We start from the raw sequence: 15,512 nt of genomic DNA on the forward strand, positions 1-15,512 counted from the left end.
CACGCCCTGCACTTCCTGAGATTCCTCGAAAGGATACAGACTGATGGTCTCGATTGATACGTATAACGCGTGCGTGGACTTTCCTATCTTTGATGCCAAATCCCGCTCGCTAAAAAAGGCCATGCTTTCTTCCGCCGGCGGCGCCATTGGCAAAAATGCCCAGAACACCGTCGTGGTGGAGGCGCTAAAGGATATTAACCTGCACCTGCGCGAGGGCGACCGCGTGGGTTTGGTGGGCCATAACGGCGCCGGCAAGTCCACCCTGCTGCGCCTTTTGTCTGGCATTTACGAGCCCACCCGTGGTTCTGCCGATGTGCGCGGCCGCGTGGCCCCCGTCTTTGATTTGGGCGTGGGCATGGACCCAGAGGTCTCTGGCTACGACAACATCATTATCCGCGGCCTCTTTTTGGGCCAGTCCATCAAGCAGATGAAGAAAAAGATGGATGAGATTGCGGAGTTTTCTGAACTCGGCGATTATCTCTCCATGCCGCTGCGCACCTATTCCACCGGAATGCGCGTGCGCTTGGCGCTCGGCGTGGTGACATCCATTGAGCCGGAAATCCTGCTGCTGGATGAGGGCATCGGCGCCGTCGACGCCGCTTTCATGGCCAAGGCCCGTGTGCGCCTGCAAGAGCTGGTGAAGCGCTCCGGCATCCTGGTCTTTGCCTCCCACTCCAATGACTTTTTGGCGCAGCTGTGTAATACCGCGCTGTGGATCGACCATGGCGAGATCCGCTCGGTGGGCGAGGTTTCCGAGGTTGTCGGTGAATACGAAGGCCCTGAGGTGGGCGAGTATGTGCGCGACCTGCGCGAGCGTTTTGAGAATGAGGACACCAGCGGAAACTAGCTGAGCATACGCAGCAGCTGGTCGCCCACTCCGGTTACCTCCAGCTGCAAGCCATCCGGCCGGTGATAGTCCGCGGCGCTAAGGCGCGCGCTGACCACCGGCCGGTTAATTTTTTCTGGGCCGGCAGGCTCTTCCTTTTTCTCGGTACTTATGCGGTAGCCCATCTTTTCACTCACCCGGGCCGAGGCACGGTTGGTTTCTATCCAACAGGTACGCAGCGAATGCGCATCGAGGTGGGTAAAGGAAAACTCGGCCATCGCTTGGCGGATAAGCGTGCCATAGCCTTGGCCTTGGAAGCGGCGCAGTACCCATGATGCGGTCTGCACTTCCCGCGCGGCCGCAAAGTTTTCGGCCGCTAGGTCCACCACGCCCACCAATTCTTGGGTCTTTGCGTCGCGGGCAATGAAATCCAGGGTCCAATTATTGGCGCGCAGCTGCGCCCGGTGCTCCCACCGGTGCTGCGCCATGGCAGCGGGAGTATTCCGCTTTTCATCAAAGAGCCAGGGAAAGGCGTGCTCGGGAATGTCGGTGCCATAGATATCTGCCGCACCTACCGTGGCCACGCACGCGATGTCTTCATCGCGCATGACGCGCAGGTCGACTCCACGGCCAGTATCATCGCTGGCCCGAATGGTCACCGCAAAAGGCGGCCAGATATTTTCCATACATTTCACAGTATCCACAAAGCTGCGGCCATATCTAGTTTTCGCTTCACCCGCACGGAGTGTTTCTGCGTTGGTCCCCCTACCCCGGTGGCAAGATGGAACCCATGACTGCCACCCTGACTTCCACCGGTTCCACCGCCGCCGTCATTGTTACCCATCAGCGCGCCGAGCTATTGCGGGCTTCGCTTGAACAGGTAGTCCACCAAACCCACCCCGTGCAGTGGGTAGTCGTGGTGGATAATGGCGCGGAAGATGCGGTGCGCGAACTCGTCGAATCCATGGCGGGTGACCGGGGTGTCTACGTGCCTTCGGAAACCAACCTGGGCGGCGCCGGTGGCTTTGCGCTAGGTTTTCTCACCGCGCTGTCTTTGGGCGCCGATGCCGTGTGGTGCGCCGATGATGACGGCCGCCCTGCCGATCACGCGGTACTAGCGGAGCTGTATCGAGTGGCAGAAGCCAACCGCCTGCATGAGGTCTCCCCGGCGGTATGCAATATTGACGATCCCGGCCGCCTGGCCTTCCCCCTGCGCCAGGGGCTGGTATGGCGCCGCCGGATGGACGAGCTGGAGGGCGATTTCCTGCCCGGCATCGCCTCGCTTTTTAACGGCGCGCTGATTTCCGCCGCGGCCATGGAGATCATTGGCGTTCCGGACTACCGGCTGTTTATCCGCGGCGATGAGGTGGAATACCACCGCCGGCTGGTTAATTCCGGGCTCTCCTTCGGCACGGCGCTGACCACCAGCTACCTGCACCCGGACGGATCGGATGAGTTCAAGCCCATCCTGGGTGGCAAAATGCATACCCAGTACCCAGAAGGTGAGTTCAAGCGCTTTTTCACCTACCGCAATCGCGGCTACCTGCTGTGGCAGCGCGGCATGCGCAAGCTACTGCCCCAGGAATTTGCCCGCTTTGGCTGGTTCTTCTTAGTCCAGCGCCACGACCCGGCCGGCTTTATCGAATGGCTCAAGCTCCACAACCGCGGGCGCCAAGAAGATTTCCGCCGGCCTAACCAGGGCTAGGACGGATCCTGCTTGGCGACGACCCGGACCCCCGCCTTCCTAAAAATAATCCAGCGTTGCACCGCAAAGTTCACCACGGTGGCGGTGCCCTGCGAGATAGCAAAGGCCACCACGAGGGAGAGGGTGGAGTTCCACTCCCAGTGGACGTCGAAAAGCTCAAAGAGGAACTTATAGGCCACCATATTGACCACGAAGGTCACGCCATAGGTGGCAAGTACCCCGGCAAAGCGCACCGCGGTGGCTTTGGCCTGGAAGGTCCAACGGCGATTGAGCAGATAGGCCGCCCAGGTACCGACGATAAAGCCCACCGCCCGCGCCGGATCGGCGCTCAGCAGGCCGAAGCCGATCTGCAGGAGCCAGGTTAAGGAGACGTCGATAAGCGCGGCAAGTGCCCCCGTCACCGCGAACCTGGCGCTTTGCGCGCGCAGGCTGGTCGAGCGCGAAGCCCGCTGGGCCGCGCCGCGCCACGTCCGTGGGGAGGCTGCTGCCATCTATCTTTCCTTAAAGATAAAGGCCCTTTGAATGGCGAAGTTGGTCACCGTGGCCACGCCTTGGGCGATGACGAAGGCGATGGTGTCTTTCACCGCCCCCTCAAAGCCGAGGGCCATAAGCGGCTCATTGAGCACCCAGTACAGGAAGTTTTGGACCGCAAAGGTAGAGGCGTACAAGATGCCCACGGTCGCGGCCGTGCGACCAGATACCTTGGCCCCAAAGGTCCACCGCGCATTGGCCAGGTAGGCAGCGATGGTGCCAAAGACCCAACCGATGGCCTTGGCGGCGGAACGGTGCAGGCCTAAATACGTCAATAAAAGCGTGAGACCGTAGTCAATGGCGGCGGTAAATACGCCCACGGAAATAAAACGCACCAGCTGGGTGTGCAGCGAGGTGGACGAGGGCTTTACTTCTACGGCGTCGTCAGCGGAATTAGTCACGAGTGAGTAGCCTACCCGCGCAAGAGCGCTCGGTACATGTCCAACCGATCCACCGGCGCGGCGGATTCGGCGCCATAGGCGCCTATCCCGGCCAATTGCTGCAACGACGCCGCACACAGTTCCCGCACGTCGGCGCCGGAGAGCGCCGTGCCATCGTCATTGACCCAGCCGAGCGCATCCATAGTGGTCTCCACGACGGAATCGGTCAGCTCCGCGCCACCCATGCAGGATAGGGCAAGCGCCATGGACCAAAAGGCGTCTTTGCCTTCATGGGTCACCTCCCGCGGCAAGCTGGCGAGCACGCGGGAAGTATGCGGTGTGAGGTCGGTTTCCCTGCCTAGGTCCATCGCTTGCAGCAGTGGGACGAAGTCATAGAGTTTGGTGCGCTCAATCAAATCGCGCACGGGGGACGATACCGCGGAAAAGACTTCATCGGTAACCTCTTGGCCGGTCAATTCACGGTTCACGCTGGTCAGCTCAAAGGGCTGGAAGAGCGAGCCCGAGCCGCCTACGCACAGCGCCTCTGGGGTGCCATTATCGCGGGGATAGATCTCGGCTACTACCAGCTCGAAGTCCCACAGTCCCCAAGCGAAGTCGATTTGATCGCCCTCGCGCCAGAGGAATTCGGAGGCCTGGCGCTCCGGATCGATGCGCGGGCCACGGGCCTCGGTGTGTTCATAAAAGTGCCAGGGAGATTCCTCCTCCGGCAGGCCAAAGCAGATGCGCAGTACGCGGTGCAGCTCGGTGAAGGTCAGGGCATCGCTAAAACCAATCTGGCGGTGCACCTCGCCATCGGCGCGAATATTCGCGGCTTGGCAAATGATGGTGAGGGGCTCGCGCTTGAGGGATACCACGCTATCGGCGCGTTTGGCCCGCGCCTGTGCGATATCGGTGACCCCTGCGTTCATGAGCCCCACCATACGCAAATTTTAGGAAGCTAGTTTTGCAATATCGCGAGCTTCCAGCTCACTAATAAGGAACGTCAGCGCCGCGCCTATGGCACCCAAGAGGGTCCACGGACGCTTGGCACCGCGCTTGCGCAGGAACTTCACCATGCGGCGGGAAAGGGCAACGTTCATCCAGCCGCCCAGGATGAGCAGCAGCACCACTGCGGCAAAAATGGCCCACGGCTTGAGGCCTTGATCGTCACTATCCTGCGGCGAGCGCGGCTCATCGCCGTCCTGCTCGGCGTGCGCGTTGGTATAGGCCACTAGGGCGCTAAAGCCAAAGAAAGACAAGGTATACGCGGTGATCAAACCGCCCTTGGACTTGATCCAATCCGGATAGGAGGTCGCAATGCCCACGGCGGCGGCCTGGGTGATGCGGCCAGCCAGCGTGTCATCGAGGGCGTAGTTGTCTTGGCGCTGATCATGCGTCTCACGGTTGTTGGTCATAGCGACTACTTTAAGCGGCGGTAAGCTAATGCGCATGTACTCGGAAAAGACAAAGCATATGACGCCGGCGCAGCAAGCGGCACAGGATGTGCGCGCAGAGGACGATAAGCGCAACGGCCACTTCGAGGCCACAGAACATACCGATGTGCCGTTGAGCCCTTTCATGACTCGCCTGATGGCAGAGGAATTGCCCATGCTGGATTCCTCCTCACGGGCTCGCGTCTATGAACTCTTGCGGGAATATGACGGCCCGACTATTGAATCTCAGGAAGAGCTGCCGGAGGAAATCCGCGCGCTTATGGATCTATAAACGGACACATTCGGGCAGTACAAGCGTCCGTTTTGTTCCGAATATCACTCGCGTCACTCCGCCTGCCCTCATGTGAGCTAGGTAGGGTAGAGAAGCGACATACATCCGTCGAGCAAAGAGTAAGAGATGGAATTACATACTACTGAAAAGTCCCTGCACGGCTGGGGCCGCACCGCCCCGACGACCGCCCACGTTCTCGCCACCGAAGACGTGGACGTCATCAAGAAGGCCGTGGCCCAGGTTGCAGAAGATAACTCGGATAAGCCCGCCCACCTGCGCCGCGGCGTCATCGCCCGCGGTATGGGCCGCTCCTACGGTGACCCCGCCCAAAATGGCGGCGGCCTGGTCATCGACATGCAAAAACTCAATAAGATTCACTCCATCGACCCGGAGTCCGCCCTGGTGGACGTCGATGGCGGCGTCACCTTGGACCAGCTGATGAAGGCCGCCCTGCCATATGGCCTGTGGGTTCCGGTTCTGCCGGGTACCCGCCAGGTCACCATCGGTGGCGCAATCGGCCCGGATATTCACGGCAAGAACCACCACTCCGCCGGTTCCTTTGGTGACCACGTGGTCTCCATGGAGCTGCTCGTGGCCGATGGCCGCGTGCTGCACCTGACCCCGGAGGGCTCCGAGGATGACCCGAGCGGCGACCTCTTCTGGGCCACCGTCGGCGGCATGGGCCTGACCGGCATCATCCTGCGCGCCACCATCCGCATGACCAAGACGGAAACCGCCTACTTCATCGCGGATACGGACCGCACCGATAACTTGGATGAGACCATCGCCTTCCACTCCGATGGCTCCGAGCACAACTACACCTATTCTTCCGCCTGGTTCGATGTTATTTCGCCCGAACCAAAGCTGGGCCGCTCCACCATTTCTCGCGGCTCGCTGGCCACCCTGGCACAGCTGGAAGAACTCGCCCCGAAGCTGGCCAAGGATCCACTGAAGTTCAACGCGCCGCAGCTGATGACGGTGCCGGATATCTTCCCGTCTTGGACCATGAATAAGCTCTCCCTCTCCGCCGTGGGCTTGGCGTACTACACCATGGGCGCACCGGCGAAGAACCAGGTCAAGAACCTGACGCAGTTCTACCAGCCGCTGGATCTCATCGGCGAGTGGAACCGCGGCTACGGTTCCAAGGGCTTCCTGCAGTACCAGTTCGTGGTACCGACCGAGGCCGTGGAGCCGTTCAAGGAGATCATCCGCGATATGCAGCGCTCCGGCCACTACTCCGCCCTCAACGTGTTCAAGCTCTTCGGTGAAGGCAACCGCGCGCCGCTGTCCTACCCGATGCCGGGCTGGAACGTCTGCGTGGACTTCCCCATCCGTCCGGGCCTGGGCAAGTTCCTGGATGACCTGGACCGCCGCGTGATGGAATTCGGCGGCCGCCTCTACCTGGCCAAGGAATCCCGCACCTCCGCGGAGAACTTCCACAAGATGTACCCGGGCATGGAAGGCTGGCTGAAGACCCGCAACGAGATCGACCCGACCGGCGTCTTTGCCTCCGATATGTCCCGCCGCCTCGAGCTGCACTAATCACTGGAAATAACACCTTTAAGGAGATTTACTGACCATGCTTAATGCAGTAGGCCAAGCACAACACATCCTGCTTCTGGGCGGCACCTCCGAGATCGGCCTCGGCGTCGTCTCCGAGTTCCTGCAGCGCGGCCCGGCCAAGGTCACCCTGGCCGCCCGCCCTGAGTCCCCGCGCATCGCCCAGGCCAAGGCTGACCTGGAATCCCGCGGCGCTGACGTAGAGGTCCTGGACTTCGATGCCACCGACTTCGACTCCCACCCAGACGTTATTAATAAGGCCTGGGCCCGCGGCGACGTCGACGTGGCCATCGTTGCCTTCGGCACCCTGGGTGACCAGGAAGAGCTGTGGCAAAACCACGACAAGGCCGTCGCCTCCGCGCAGACCAACTACACCGCACCGGTGTCCGTAGGCGTGCTTTTGGGCGAGAAGTTCAAGCACCAGGGCCACGGCACCATCATCGCTATGTCCTCCGTGGCAGGCATGCGCGTGCGCCGTTCCAACTTTGTCTACGGCGCTTCCAAGGCCGGCGTGGACGGCTTCTACATCAACCTGGGCGAGGCCCTGCGGGGCACCGGCGCCAACGTGCTGGTTGTGCGCCCGGGTCAGGTGCGCACCAAGATGTCCGCCGAGGCTGGCGACGCCCCACTGACCGTCAACGTCTCCGACGTTGCCGAGGCCACCGTCAAGGCCGTGCTCGAGGGCAAGCAGTCCATCTTCGTACACCCACTGTTTGAGTACGTGTCTTTGGCTTTCAAGTTCATCCCGCAGGCCATCTTCCGCAAGCTGCCGTTCTAAACGCCGCAGCTTTCCGCGCTGGCGCTAGCCGGCCGGCTCGCCCCCGCTCTACTTCCTCGCCGCACGCCCGCGGCGAGGGAGGTGACGGGGGCGGTGGTGTATCAGGGGGACGTCGGCAAGCAAGTGCTCACCTGCCCGCGCCAAATCTGGGCTGTGGGGCTTGGGTATGCGAAACTAATGGGCATGACAAGCACCGCTGTACCCGCCCAGTCAACGCCCGTGAGCGAGGATAACCGCACCGAGGCCTACCGCGCCGATGCGCTGACCCCTCGCGCAACCCTGCTGGGTATTGTGCTGGCCGCCCTGGCCGGTGGCGTGGTAACTCTGCTGGGCTGGTTTGCCTTCAAGACGGTCTCGCTGCCGTCTTTTAATACCTCCATGGTCACCCGCGCGCTGACCACGGTGGGGGTGGTGCTCACGCTGGCCCTGGCCGGCGGGCTGTGCGTGTGGTGGCTCTATGACCACTACAAGGAGTCCTTTACCCGGCCGCGCTGGCGGTCCTGGCTGACCTACGCGGTCACCTACCTCTCCCCGGCCCTATTGACCCTGGCCGCCGTGGGCCTGCCGTTGTCCGCCTCCCGCTTGTGGCTCGATGGCGTGCAGGTAGACCAGGCCTTCCGCACCCAGTTCCTCACCCGCTCCGTGGATGAGATGGGCTATGCGGACATGAACTACCAGGACATGCCGTCCTTCTATCCGATTGGCTGGTTCTGGCTGGGCGGCCGCTTGGGTGCGCTCATGGGAATTCCGGGCTGGGAGGTCTACCAGCCCTGGGCGCTCATCTCCATTGCCGTGGCCGGCTGTGTTTTGGTGCCCATCTGGCAGCGCCTGACCAGTTCCCTGCCGGTCGCCACCGCCATCGCCCTGGTGACCACCGCAATTACGCTCACCATCGCGGCCGAGGAGCCCTATTCCGCGGTCATTGCCATGGGGCTGCCCGCCATTGCGGTACTGAGCGCCCGCGCCTTCCGCGGCTCCTGGCTGGCCACCCTGGGAATAACGCTCTACCTAGGCATTTCCGCTACGTTCTATACCCTTTTCACCGGTGCGGCCGCACTTACAGTAGTCAGCCTCATCGCGCTGTTTACCGCGCTCTATGAGCATACGTGGCGCCCCATCCTGCGCCTGGTAATCATGGCGGTAGGCTCCATTGCCATCGCGCTCATCGCCTGGGGGCCCTACCTATGGTCGGTCATGCACTCACCGGTGCCGCTGCAGACCACCGCGCAGCACTACCTGCCGGAGGAAGGCACGCAAATTCCAGTGCCCTTCTTGTCCTTCAGCATTGTGGGCTTCCTCTGCCTCATGGGGCTTATTTACATCGTCATCCGCCTCAATGACGTGGAGGTACGCGCGCTGGGCATCTCCCTCCTTGGCACCTACCTGTGGACCATGGTGTCTATGGTGGCAACGCTGGCCGGCACCACGCTGCTCAGCTTCCGCCTCGAGGTGATCGTGGTGCTCCTCTTTGCCACCGCCGGCATCCTGGCCCTGGCAGAGATTCGTCTACTCGGCGTGCACCGCCTCTACCCGGCGCGTTTCTCCCACACCACCAATAAGCAGATCACCGCGGTCTTTGGCATCATCTTGGCCCTGGCCGGCGTCTTCTATGCGCAGCAGATCCCAGAGGCTAACGAGGACGCCATCGATCACGCCTATAGCGATACCGATGGCTATGGCGAGCGCGCGGACCGCTTCACCAGCGATTCCGCCCACTACTACCTGGATATCCACAACTTCATTCAGGACCAGGGCTATACGCCGGATGAGACGGTGGTGCTTACGGATGAAAAGACCTTCATGTCTTATTACCCCTACTGGGGCTTTAACGCCTTTACCAGCCACTACGCCAATCCCTTGGGCGAGTTCAGCACCCGCAACGAGCAGATTGAAACTTGGGCCAATGATTCCTGGGATATGCAGCCGGATGAGTTCCGCAAGGCCTTGGCTTCTGCTCCCTGGCGCGGCCCGGATGTCATCATGTTCCGCGGCGACCTGGAAAATAAGGACGATGGCTTCAAGTTCCACTTGGCAGAAGATATCTATCCTAACCAGCCGAATATTCGCTACCGCGCGGTCTTCTTCAATGCCGACGTTTTTGATAAGGGCTGGAAGTTGCAGCAAACCGGCCCCTTTGTAACAGCCGTTCGCAGCAAGTAAGTTCACCCACACTTCCCGCCCGCGGCAGGGTGTGCCCGCGGGCCGAGGGGGTTATCTGACGTAAACTATTCGCCGTGTCAGATAGCCTCACTACGAATACCACCCAAGCGCGACCTGCCGCTGCCGGCTCCCGCTTCGCCGCCGCCCCTGCGGGCCTGCGGTGGACCGCAATCATTGCCGGGCTGATTGGTTTCCTGTGTTTTGTAGCGACCCCGCTACTGCCGGTGACCCAAACCCAGTCCTCTTATGATTGGCCGCAGCATGATTCCGTGCAGTCCATCAACGCGCCGCTCATTTCCGTCGCCCCGGAGGACCTGAAGGCCACCATCCCCATCTCCGCAGTCGATGAACTGCGCGAGGGCCAGTCCATGGTTTACGGCACCGTCCCGCCGGAGTCCAAGAAGGCCTCCAACCGCGGCCTTTTCGTCCGCGCGAATGACGAGGGCCTGTCCGTTGTGTCCTTGGATGAGGTGCTGCTTACCCTCAACGCCAAAGAGGTAGCCAAGCTCCCCAAGGACGCCAAGATTGAAATCTCCGCTACGGGCGATGGCACCTCCGTGAGCGTAGGCGATCATGAAAAGACCACCGAGGAGGATCTGCGCCCGCAGGTCACCGGCGTCTATACCGAAATCGACGATAAGGCTGACGTGCAAGCCCTGCTTGACGACGGCCTCAATGTCCACGTCGATATCAACTCCCGCTTTACCTCGTCCCCGACGTTGCTCAAGACCATTGCCATGTGGCTGGGCATCGCCATGGTGGTCGTGTCCCTGTTCTGCCTGTGGCGCATCGACCGCCTCGATGGCCGCCGCTTCGGCTTCATGCCCAAGACGTGGAAGAAGGTGCGCCCGCTCGATGGGGTGGTCGCTGCCATTTTGGGATTCTGGTACATCCTCGGCGCCAATACCTCCGATGATGGCTTCATCTTCTCCATGAGCCGCGTCTTCGATCACGCGACCTACATGGCCAATTACTACCGCTGGTACGGCGTGCCGGAGGCGCCCTTCGGCTCCCCTTACTATGACCTGGTTGCCGTACTCTCCCAGATTTCTACCGCCTCGGTCTTCGTGCGCCTGCCGGGCCTGATTTCCGGGCTCATTATCTGGTTTATCCTCTCCCGCGAGATGCTGCCGCGCTTTGGCCAGCTTGTCGACGGCCGCCGGGTCGCCCACTGGACCGCAGCGCTGATGTTCTTGGCCTTCTGGCTGCCATATAACAACGGCACCCGCCCAGAGCCCATCGTGGCGCTCGGCGTGATGTTTACCTGGGCTTCCTTCGAGCGCGCCATTGCCACCCGCCGCCTGCTTCCGGCGGCCGTGGGCACCATCGCCGCAACCATCACTCTGGCCGCCGGCCCCACCGGCCTTTTTGCCGTGGGCGTCTTCCTGGTCAGCCTGCCGCACCTCTTCCGCGCCATGGCCGAGCGCGTGCCATCCATGGGCGGTGGCGCCCTGGGCTGGCTTTCGCTCATTGCGCCGTTCCTGAGCGCTGGCACCGCCATCATGGTCGCCGCCTTTGGTGACCAAACGCTCTCCACCGTGCTGGAATCCACCCGCGTGCGCTCCGAGGTCGGCCCCTCCCTGCCGTGGTACGCCGAGTACGCGCGCTACTCCACCCTCTTCCAGGAATCCGTGGATGGCTCGCTGACCCGCCGCTTCGCGGTCTTCACCATGCTCTTCTGCTTGGTGCTCATCGTGGCGGCCTTTATCAAGAACCGTCGCGTCGTCGGCGCTGCCGTCGGCCCGACCCAGCGCCTGCTCATCATCGTGGCGCTGTCCATGTTCTTCCTCATGTTCACCCCGACCAAGTGGACCCACCACTTTGGCATTTACGCCGGCGTGGCCGGTGTCATTGCGGCGCTCGGTGCCGTGGTGCTCTCCCAGTTTGCGCTGCGCTCGCCGCGCGCTCGCACCTTCGCCATCGCCGCGGTGGTCTTCTTGCTCGCGATCTCCTTCGCCGGCTGGAACGCGTGGTGGTACGTATCCTCCTTTGGCATTCCGTGGTGGGATCGCACGGTGCAGCTCAAAGCCATCGAGGCCAATAAGGTGCTCCTCGCCATAGCCCTCATTATCTTCGCCATCGGCGTGGTGCAGTCCCTGCGCCATAGCTACCGCAAGTCCCAGGCGGAAGAGGCTGGCGCACTCGCTGAATTTGAAAAGAATGCCGCCGCCAAGGTCTCGCGTTCGGCCGGCATCATGTCCGCGCCCATCGCCCTGGCCTGCGCCATCGTGGTAGCGCTTTCTTGTGCTTCTTTTGCCAAGGCCACCGTCTCCCAGGCGGATTCCTACTCCGTGGGCAAGGGCAACCTGGCTTCCCTACGCGGCAATACCTGCGCGCTGGCGGATCAGACCATGGTGGAGACCAATACCAATGACTCCTTCCTGACCCCGGTGGACGGCGACTTGGGCGATTCCCTGGTGGATGAGGACGAAACCCACACTGGTTTCGACCCGAACTTCATCCCCGAATCCATCGAGCCGGAAAACCAGAACTCCGCCTCCGTGGGTGCCATCGCCGATGGCTCCAGCGATTCCTCCTCCGATAGCGCCGAGACCGCTACCTCCGGCGCGGATGCTGAATCCGGCGGCGCGAGCGGTTCCGCCGATTCCCAGGAGTCGAAGGAAAAGAAGGAAAAGAAGTCCAAGGAAACCACCAATACCTCTGAGGGCGGCGTGCGCGGCACCCAGGGCGTCAATGGTTCCACCATGCACCTGCCGTTCAACCTGGATTACACCAAGGTGCCGGTGCTCGGTTCCTATAACGAAGACCAAGACTCCACCTCTGAGGTGACCACCAAGTGGTACAACCTGCCAGAGACCAAGGACAATACCCCGGTGCTCGCCGTGTCCGCAGCCGGCAATATCCACCACCACGATGTCAACGGGGTGGAGCAGGAAGGCATGGAGCTTAGCCTCGAGTACGGCACCATCGATGACTCCGGCAAGGTCACCAATACCGGCGAGGAAGAACTCTCCGCCGTCGGCGCCACGCCCAAGTGGCGCAACCTGCGCCTGCCGCTGGATAAGCTACCCAAGAACGCCAATGTGGTGCGCCTGGTAGCCACGGATGATTCCACCGATGAGGAAGATTGGCTGGCCTTTACCCCGCCGCGCGTACCGGAGCTGGATACCATCAATAACCAGTTCTCCAAGGACACCCCGGCGCTGCTGGACTGGGCCGTAGCCCTGCAGTTCCCGTGCCAGCGCACCTTTGACCACTTTGCCGGTGTCACGGAAATCCCGGAGTACCGCATCCTGCCGGATTCCTCGGCACAGACCTCGCTGACGGACTTCCAGTCCTTCTCCGGCGGTGGCGCCATGTCCACCGCGGAGGCGGTCAACTACTCCTATGAGATCCCGAGCTACCTCAATAATGACTGGGCCCGCGATTGGGGCGCCATTGAAAAGTACGAGCTGCGTACCGATTCACAGGGCAATGCCCCAGTCCCCGCCGAGATCGATTATGAGGACATTACCCGTTCCGGTCTGTGGCAAGACTCCGAGATGAAGATCCGCCCCGAGGGCGAGGAGTAGTCTCACCTGCGGCAGCGCCTCGGCCCCACTGCGGGGCGCGCAACCGCCGCACAATCCAATCGCCTAGGAAAAAGATCACAAGCGAGGCGCCAAAGAGCGGCGCGATGATCGAATAGGCCACCACCCCCGCCAGCACGGCGGGGGTAATTTTTAGCTCGGGCAGGCCGCGGCGCGGCTTTATCCACCACATCCACAAGCCTGCGCCACTCACCACGAGCAATCCCAAGGCCAGCGCCGCCAAGGCGATCTGGCTATAGATACCAAAGAGCGTCCCCATGTGCAGCTGGATAAGCCACGAGGTTAGCTGTGCGGCAAGTGGCCAGTCGGCGGAATTGATGCGGTCGATGACCTCTCCATTCGGGGTCACTGCAACGGCATCACTGCGCAGCTTGAAGGCCGCACGAGCCTCGCGCACGCCCCACGCATCGCCTGGCTTTTCCGGTGGGGTCATCTCCAGAACCCCGGTCAATTCTTGGCTGCGAGCTGCCGACAATGCGGTTTGGGCCCCGGCGAGTTTCGCAGCGCCCTCGTGTCCCGCATGACCCCCATGGCCTGCATGTCCCTTGTGACCAGCGTGGCCGGAATGCTCCCTCGCTTCGTTGCTAGCGCCCGCTTCCGCAACGGAGGTTGCCACGGACGGTTCCTTCCAATTCAACTCCTCGCGCACCTTGCCAATCGCGGTACCCGCCACCAGCGACCACGTCAGGCCGGTGACGGTCAGGAAGAGAAAGCCTGGCAGCAACCAAGTGCCCACGCGGGCATGCAACGTCAGCGGCTTGGAAGGCCGCTTTCTTTTCTTCTGCTTACGCTTAAGCCACAGGTAAAGGCCAAGGATGCTCAGCGCACCGAGCCACGAGGCCGCAAGTTCGGCATAGAGGCGGCCAGGCTCGCCCAGCCACAGGGTGCGGTGGCCATTGGAGGCCCACGTACGGAAGGGTAGCGCGCGGGATCCGCCATATTGTTGTAGTTCGCCGGTGATATGCAGATCCACCGGATCCACAAAGACGGCGTGGGTGTAACTGGCGTTAGGTGCGCTGGGGTCTGCGAATAGCACGCGGGTGGTTTCCTGCGGATCCTCGGAAGGCTCGACCTGAACCACGTGCTCATCTGGGTGCTCGCGCTGGGCGGCGGCTATCTGCTCGTCTAGGCTGCGTGGGTTGCCTGGCGCGGTGGCGGTTACCTCATCGTGGTAAATCCACGGTTCAAAGGTGGGTGCCAAGGCGTAGAGAAAGCCGCTTAACGCTGCGACTATGAGGAAGGGCGCGATGATCACGCCGGCGAATTTATGCAGGCGCGATAGCGCGCCATGGGTGGATATAGTCATGCGGAACTAGTCGCACCCTTGTTGAAACTAGTTCCCTTTTAGTATGGAACCGCCAGGAACCTATTATTTTTCTAGCTCGCCTGCCAGGAACGCGGCCGCATCCCGCACGCGCTGCCGCGCCACCGCCGGGGTGGACACACGGTGGGTGGAAACATAATCGCGCGCCGCGGCACCGGGCACGGAAACGCGCGCGGCAATCTCATCCTCGGTGGCGGTCTGCACGAAAGTGTGCGGACCTAGCTCAGATAGGTCCGCTGGGATGTCGTATCCAGCGCGCAGGTCCTCCGGCAGATGTGCCAGGGCGCCGAAGTCGGGGAAGGTGAGCAGGAGGGCGTCGGCAGGCGCCAGCGCCGCTAGCGCCCCGCCGGAGGAATAACCCCAGGTAGTAACGTTGGAAGCACCCTGCGCGCGGGCATAGTCAATGGCCTGCTGCACGGCAGTGACCATCTCCGCCACGGTGTGCTCGGGGGCGAGCGGATAATCCACGTCAATAATGGTGGTGCCGGATAGCTGCGCGGCGGCGGCTACCTCGGGGCGCCACTGCATCTCCAGCGCTTGACCACTGCCGCGCCACCAACCGCCCGAATGGAGCGAGACCGCCCACCGGCCGGTGGGGGTGCTAGGCCGGAAAATGGCGCCCACCTCAGACTCTTCTACGCTAATGCCCTCCGTGTATGCAGTGCCCGGTAGCGCATGGTCCACCGCAGTACCGAGCACCATCATTGCCGCATGGGTAATGCGATCCGGCAAGAGCGCGCAATACTGATCCGCCTCAGGGGAGCCTCCCCCGGCCCACGGCGGGCGAAAATCCGGGGTGTCATAGTGGGCGTCGATATAGGCAACAAGCTGCTCGAGCTGTTCCTTTTCCTCCATCTGGCGGTCCTGGCCGCCGATGTGCCACTCCTGGCCGGGCTCCAGCGGGCGGTGCGGGTCCTGGTTAGCATCTGCGTTAGTCATGCCACCGAGCCTACGCGCACCGCCTACCGGCTA

14 protein-coding genes are annotated in these 15,512 nt (G+C 62.0%); 7 read left to right on the forward strand and 7 right to left on the reverse strand.

Translation table 11 applies throughout. The annotated features are described in order from the left end of the window. The first annotated feature begins 43 nt into the window (after positions 1–43). Complete coding sequence (gene wzt, locus CORTU0001_RS10345) at positions 44–847, forward strand: galactan export ABC transporter ATP-binding subunit Wzt/RfbE (RefSeq protein WP_005323203.1); 804 nt, start codon at positions 44–46, stop codon at positions 845–847. On the opposite strand, the gene CORTU0001_RS10350 is transcribed toward wzt, so the two are convergent. After that, a complete protein-coding gene (locus tag CORTU0001_RS10350) occupies positions 844–1,512 on the reverse strand; it encodes a GNAT family N-acetyltransferase (protein ID WP_005329744.1) in 669 nt (222 codons plus the stop codon). The genes wzt and CORTU0001_RS10350 overlap by 4 nt on opposite strands. A gap of 95 nt (positions 1,513–1,607) precedes the next feature. Between CORTU0001_RS10350 and glfT1 the strand changes: the two genes are divergently transcribed. Next, complete coding sequence (gene glfT1, locus CORTU0001_RS10355) at positions 1,608–2,531, forward strand: galactofuranosyltransferase GlfT1 (protein ID WP_005323205.1); 924 nt, start codon at positions 1,608–1,610, stop codon at positions 2,529–2,531. Here glfT1 and CORTU0001_RS10360 read toward each other — a convergent pair. The 4 genes from CORTU0001_RS10360 to CORTU0001_RS10375 are packed head-to-tail and all read right to left on the reverse strand — an operon-like array spanning position 2,528 to position 4,857. Further along, positions 2,528–3,022: a GtrA family protein gene (locus CORTU0001_RS10360; RefSeq protein WP_005329746.1), complete on the reverse strand. Its 495-nt coding sequence runs from the start codon at positions 3,020–3,022 to the stop codon at positions 2,528–2,530. The genes glfT1 and CORTU0001_RS10360 overlap by 4 nt on opposite strands. After that, the gene (locus CORTU0001_RS10365) at positions 3,023–3,463 is read right to left on the reverse strand and encodes a GtrA family protein (RefSeq protein WP_005329747.1); all 441 of its coding nucleotides are present in this window, start codon (positions 3,461–3,463) and stop codon (positions 3,023–3,025) included. 11 nt (positions 3,464–3,474) lie between these two features. Further along, positions 3,475–4,383, reverse strand: a complete 909-nt coding sequence (locus tag CORTU0001_RS10370) for a plasmid pRiA4b ORF-3 family protein (protein WP_084771687.1) — start codon at positions 4,381–4,383, stop codon at positions 3,475–3,477. A gap of 9 nt (positions 4,384–4,392) precedes the next feature. After that, complete coding sequence (locus CORTU0001_RS10375) at positions 4,393–4,857, reverse strand: hypothetical protein (protein WP_005329751.1); 465 nt, start codon at positions 4,855–4,857, stop codon at positions 4,393–4,395. 34 nt (positions 4,858–4,891) lie between these two features. Between CORTU0001_RS10375 and CORTU0001_RS10380 the strand changes: the two genes are divergently transcribed. From CORTU0001_RS10380 to CORTU0001_RS10400, 5 genes are all read left to right on the forward strand, one after another. Next, positions 4,892–5,167, forward strand: a complete 276-nt coding sequence (locus CORTU0001_RS10380; RefSeq protein ID WP_034668779.1) for a hypothetical protein — start codon at positions 4,892–4,894, stop codon at positions 5,165–5,167. Positions 5,168–5,293: 126 nt separating this feature from the next. Continuing rightward, positions 5,294–6,709, forward strand: a complete 1,416-nt coding sequence (gene dprE1, locus CORTU0001_RS10385; RefSeq protein ID WP_005329755.1) for a decaprenylphosphoryl-beta-D-ribose oxidase — start codon at positions 5,294–5,296, stop codon at positions 6,707–6,709. Positions 6,710–6,746: 37 nt separating this feature from the next. Then, a complete protein-coding gene (dprE2, locus tag CORTU0001_RS10390) occupies positions 6,747–7,505 on the forward strand; it encodes a decaprenylphospho-beta-D-erythro-pentofuranosid-2-ulose 2-reductase (RefSeq protein WP_005329756.1) in 759 nt (252 codons plus the stop codon). 183 nt (positions 7,506–7,688) lie between these two features. Further along, a complete protein-coding gene (locus tag CORTU0001_RS10395; RefSeq protein WP_084771689.1) occupies positions 7,689–9,665 on the forward strand; it encodes a galactan 5-O-arabinofuranosyltransferase in 1,977 nt (658 codons plus the stop codon). Between the two features lie 74 nt (positions 9,666–9,739). Then, entirely contained in the window at positions 9,740–13,198 is a 3,459-nt protein-coding gene (locus CORTU0001_RS10400) for an arabinosyltransferase domain-containing protein (RefSeq protein WP_005329761.1), read from the forward strand. Here the strand turns inward: CORTU0001_RS10400 and CORTU0001_RS10405 are convergent. Beyond that, entirely contained in the window at positions 13,137–14,522 is a 1,386-nt protein-coding gene (locus CORTU0001_RS10405) for a PepSY-associated TM helix domain-containing protein (protein WP_034668761.1), read from the reverse strand. The two genes, CORTU0001_RS10400 and CORTU0001_RS10405, sit on opposite strands and share 62 nt — an antisense overlap. A 63-nt stretch (positions 14,523–14,585) precedes the next feature. Next, a complete protein-coding gene (locus CORTU0001_RS10410) occupies positions 14,586–15,479 on the reverse strand; it encodes an alpha/beta hydrolase (protein ID WP_005323216.1) in 894 nt (297 codons plus the stop codon). Positions 15,480–15,512: the final 33 nt, after the last annotated feature.

The sequence above is a fragment of the Corynebacterium tuberculostearicum SK141 genome (genome assembly GCF_000175635.1).
GTDB classification, from domain to species: Bacteria; Actinomycetota; Actinomycetes; order Mycobacteriales; family Mycobacteriaceae; genus Corynebacterium; species Corynebacterium tuberculostearicum_C.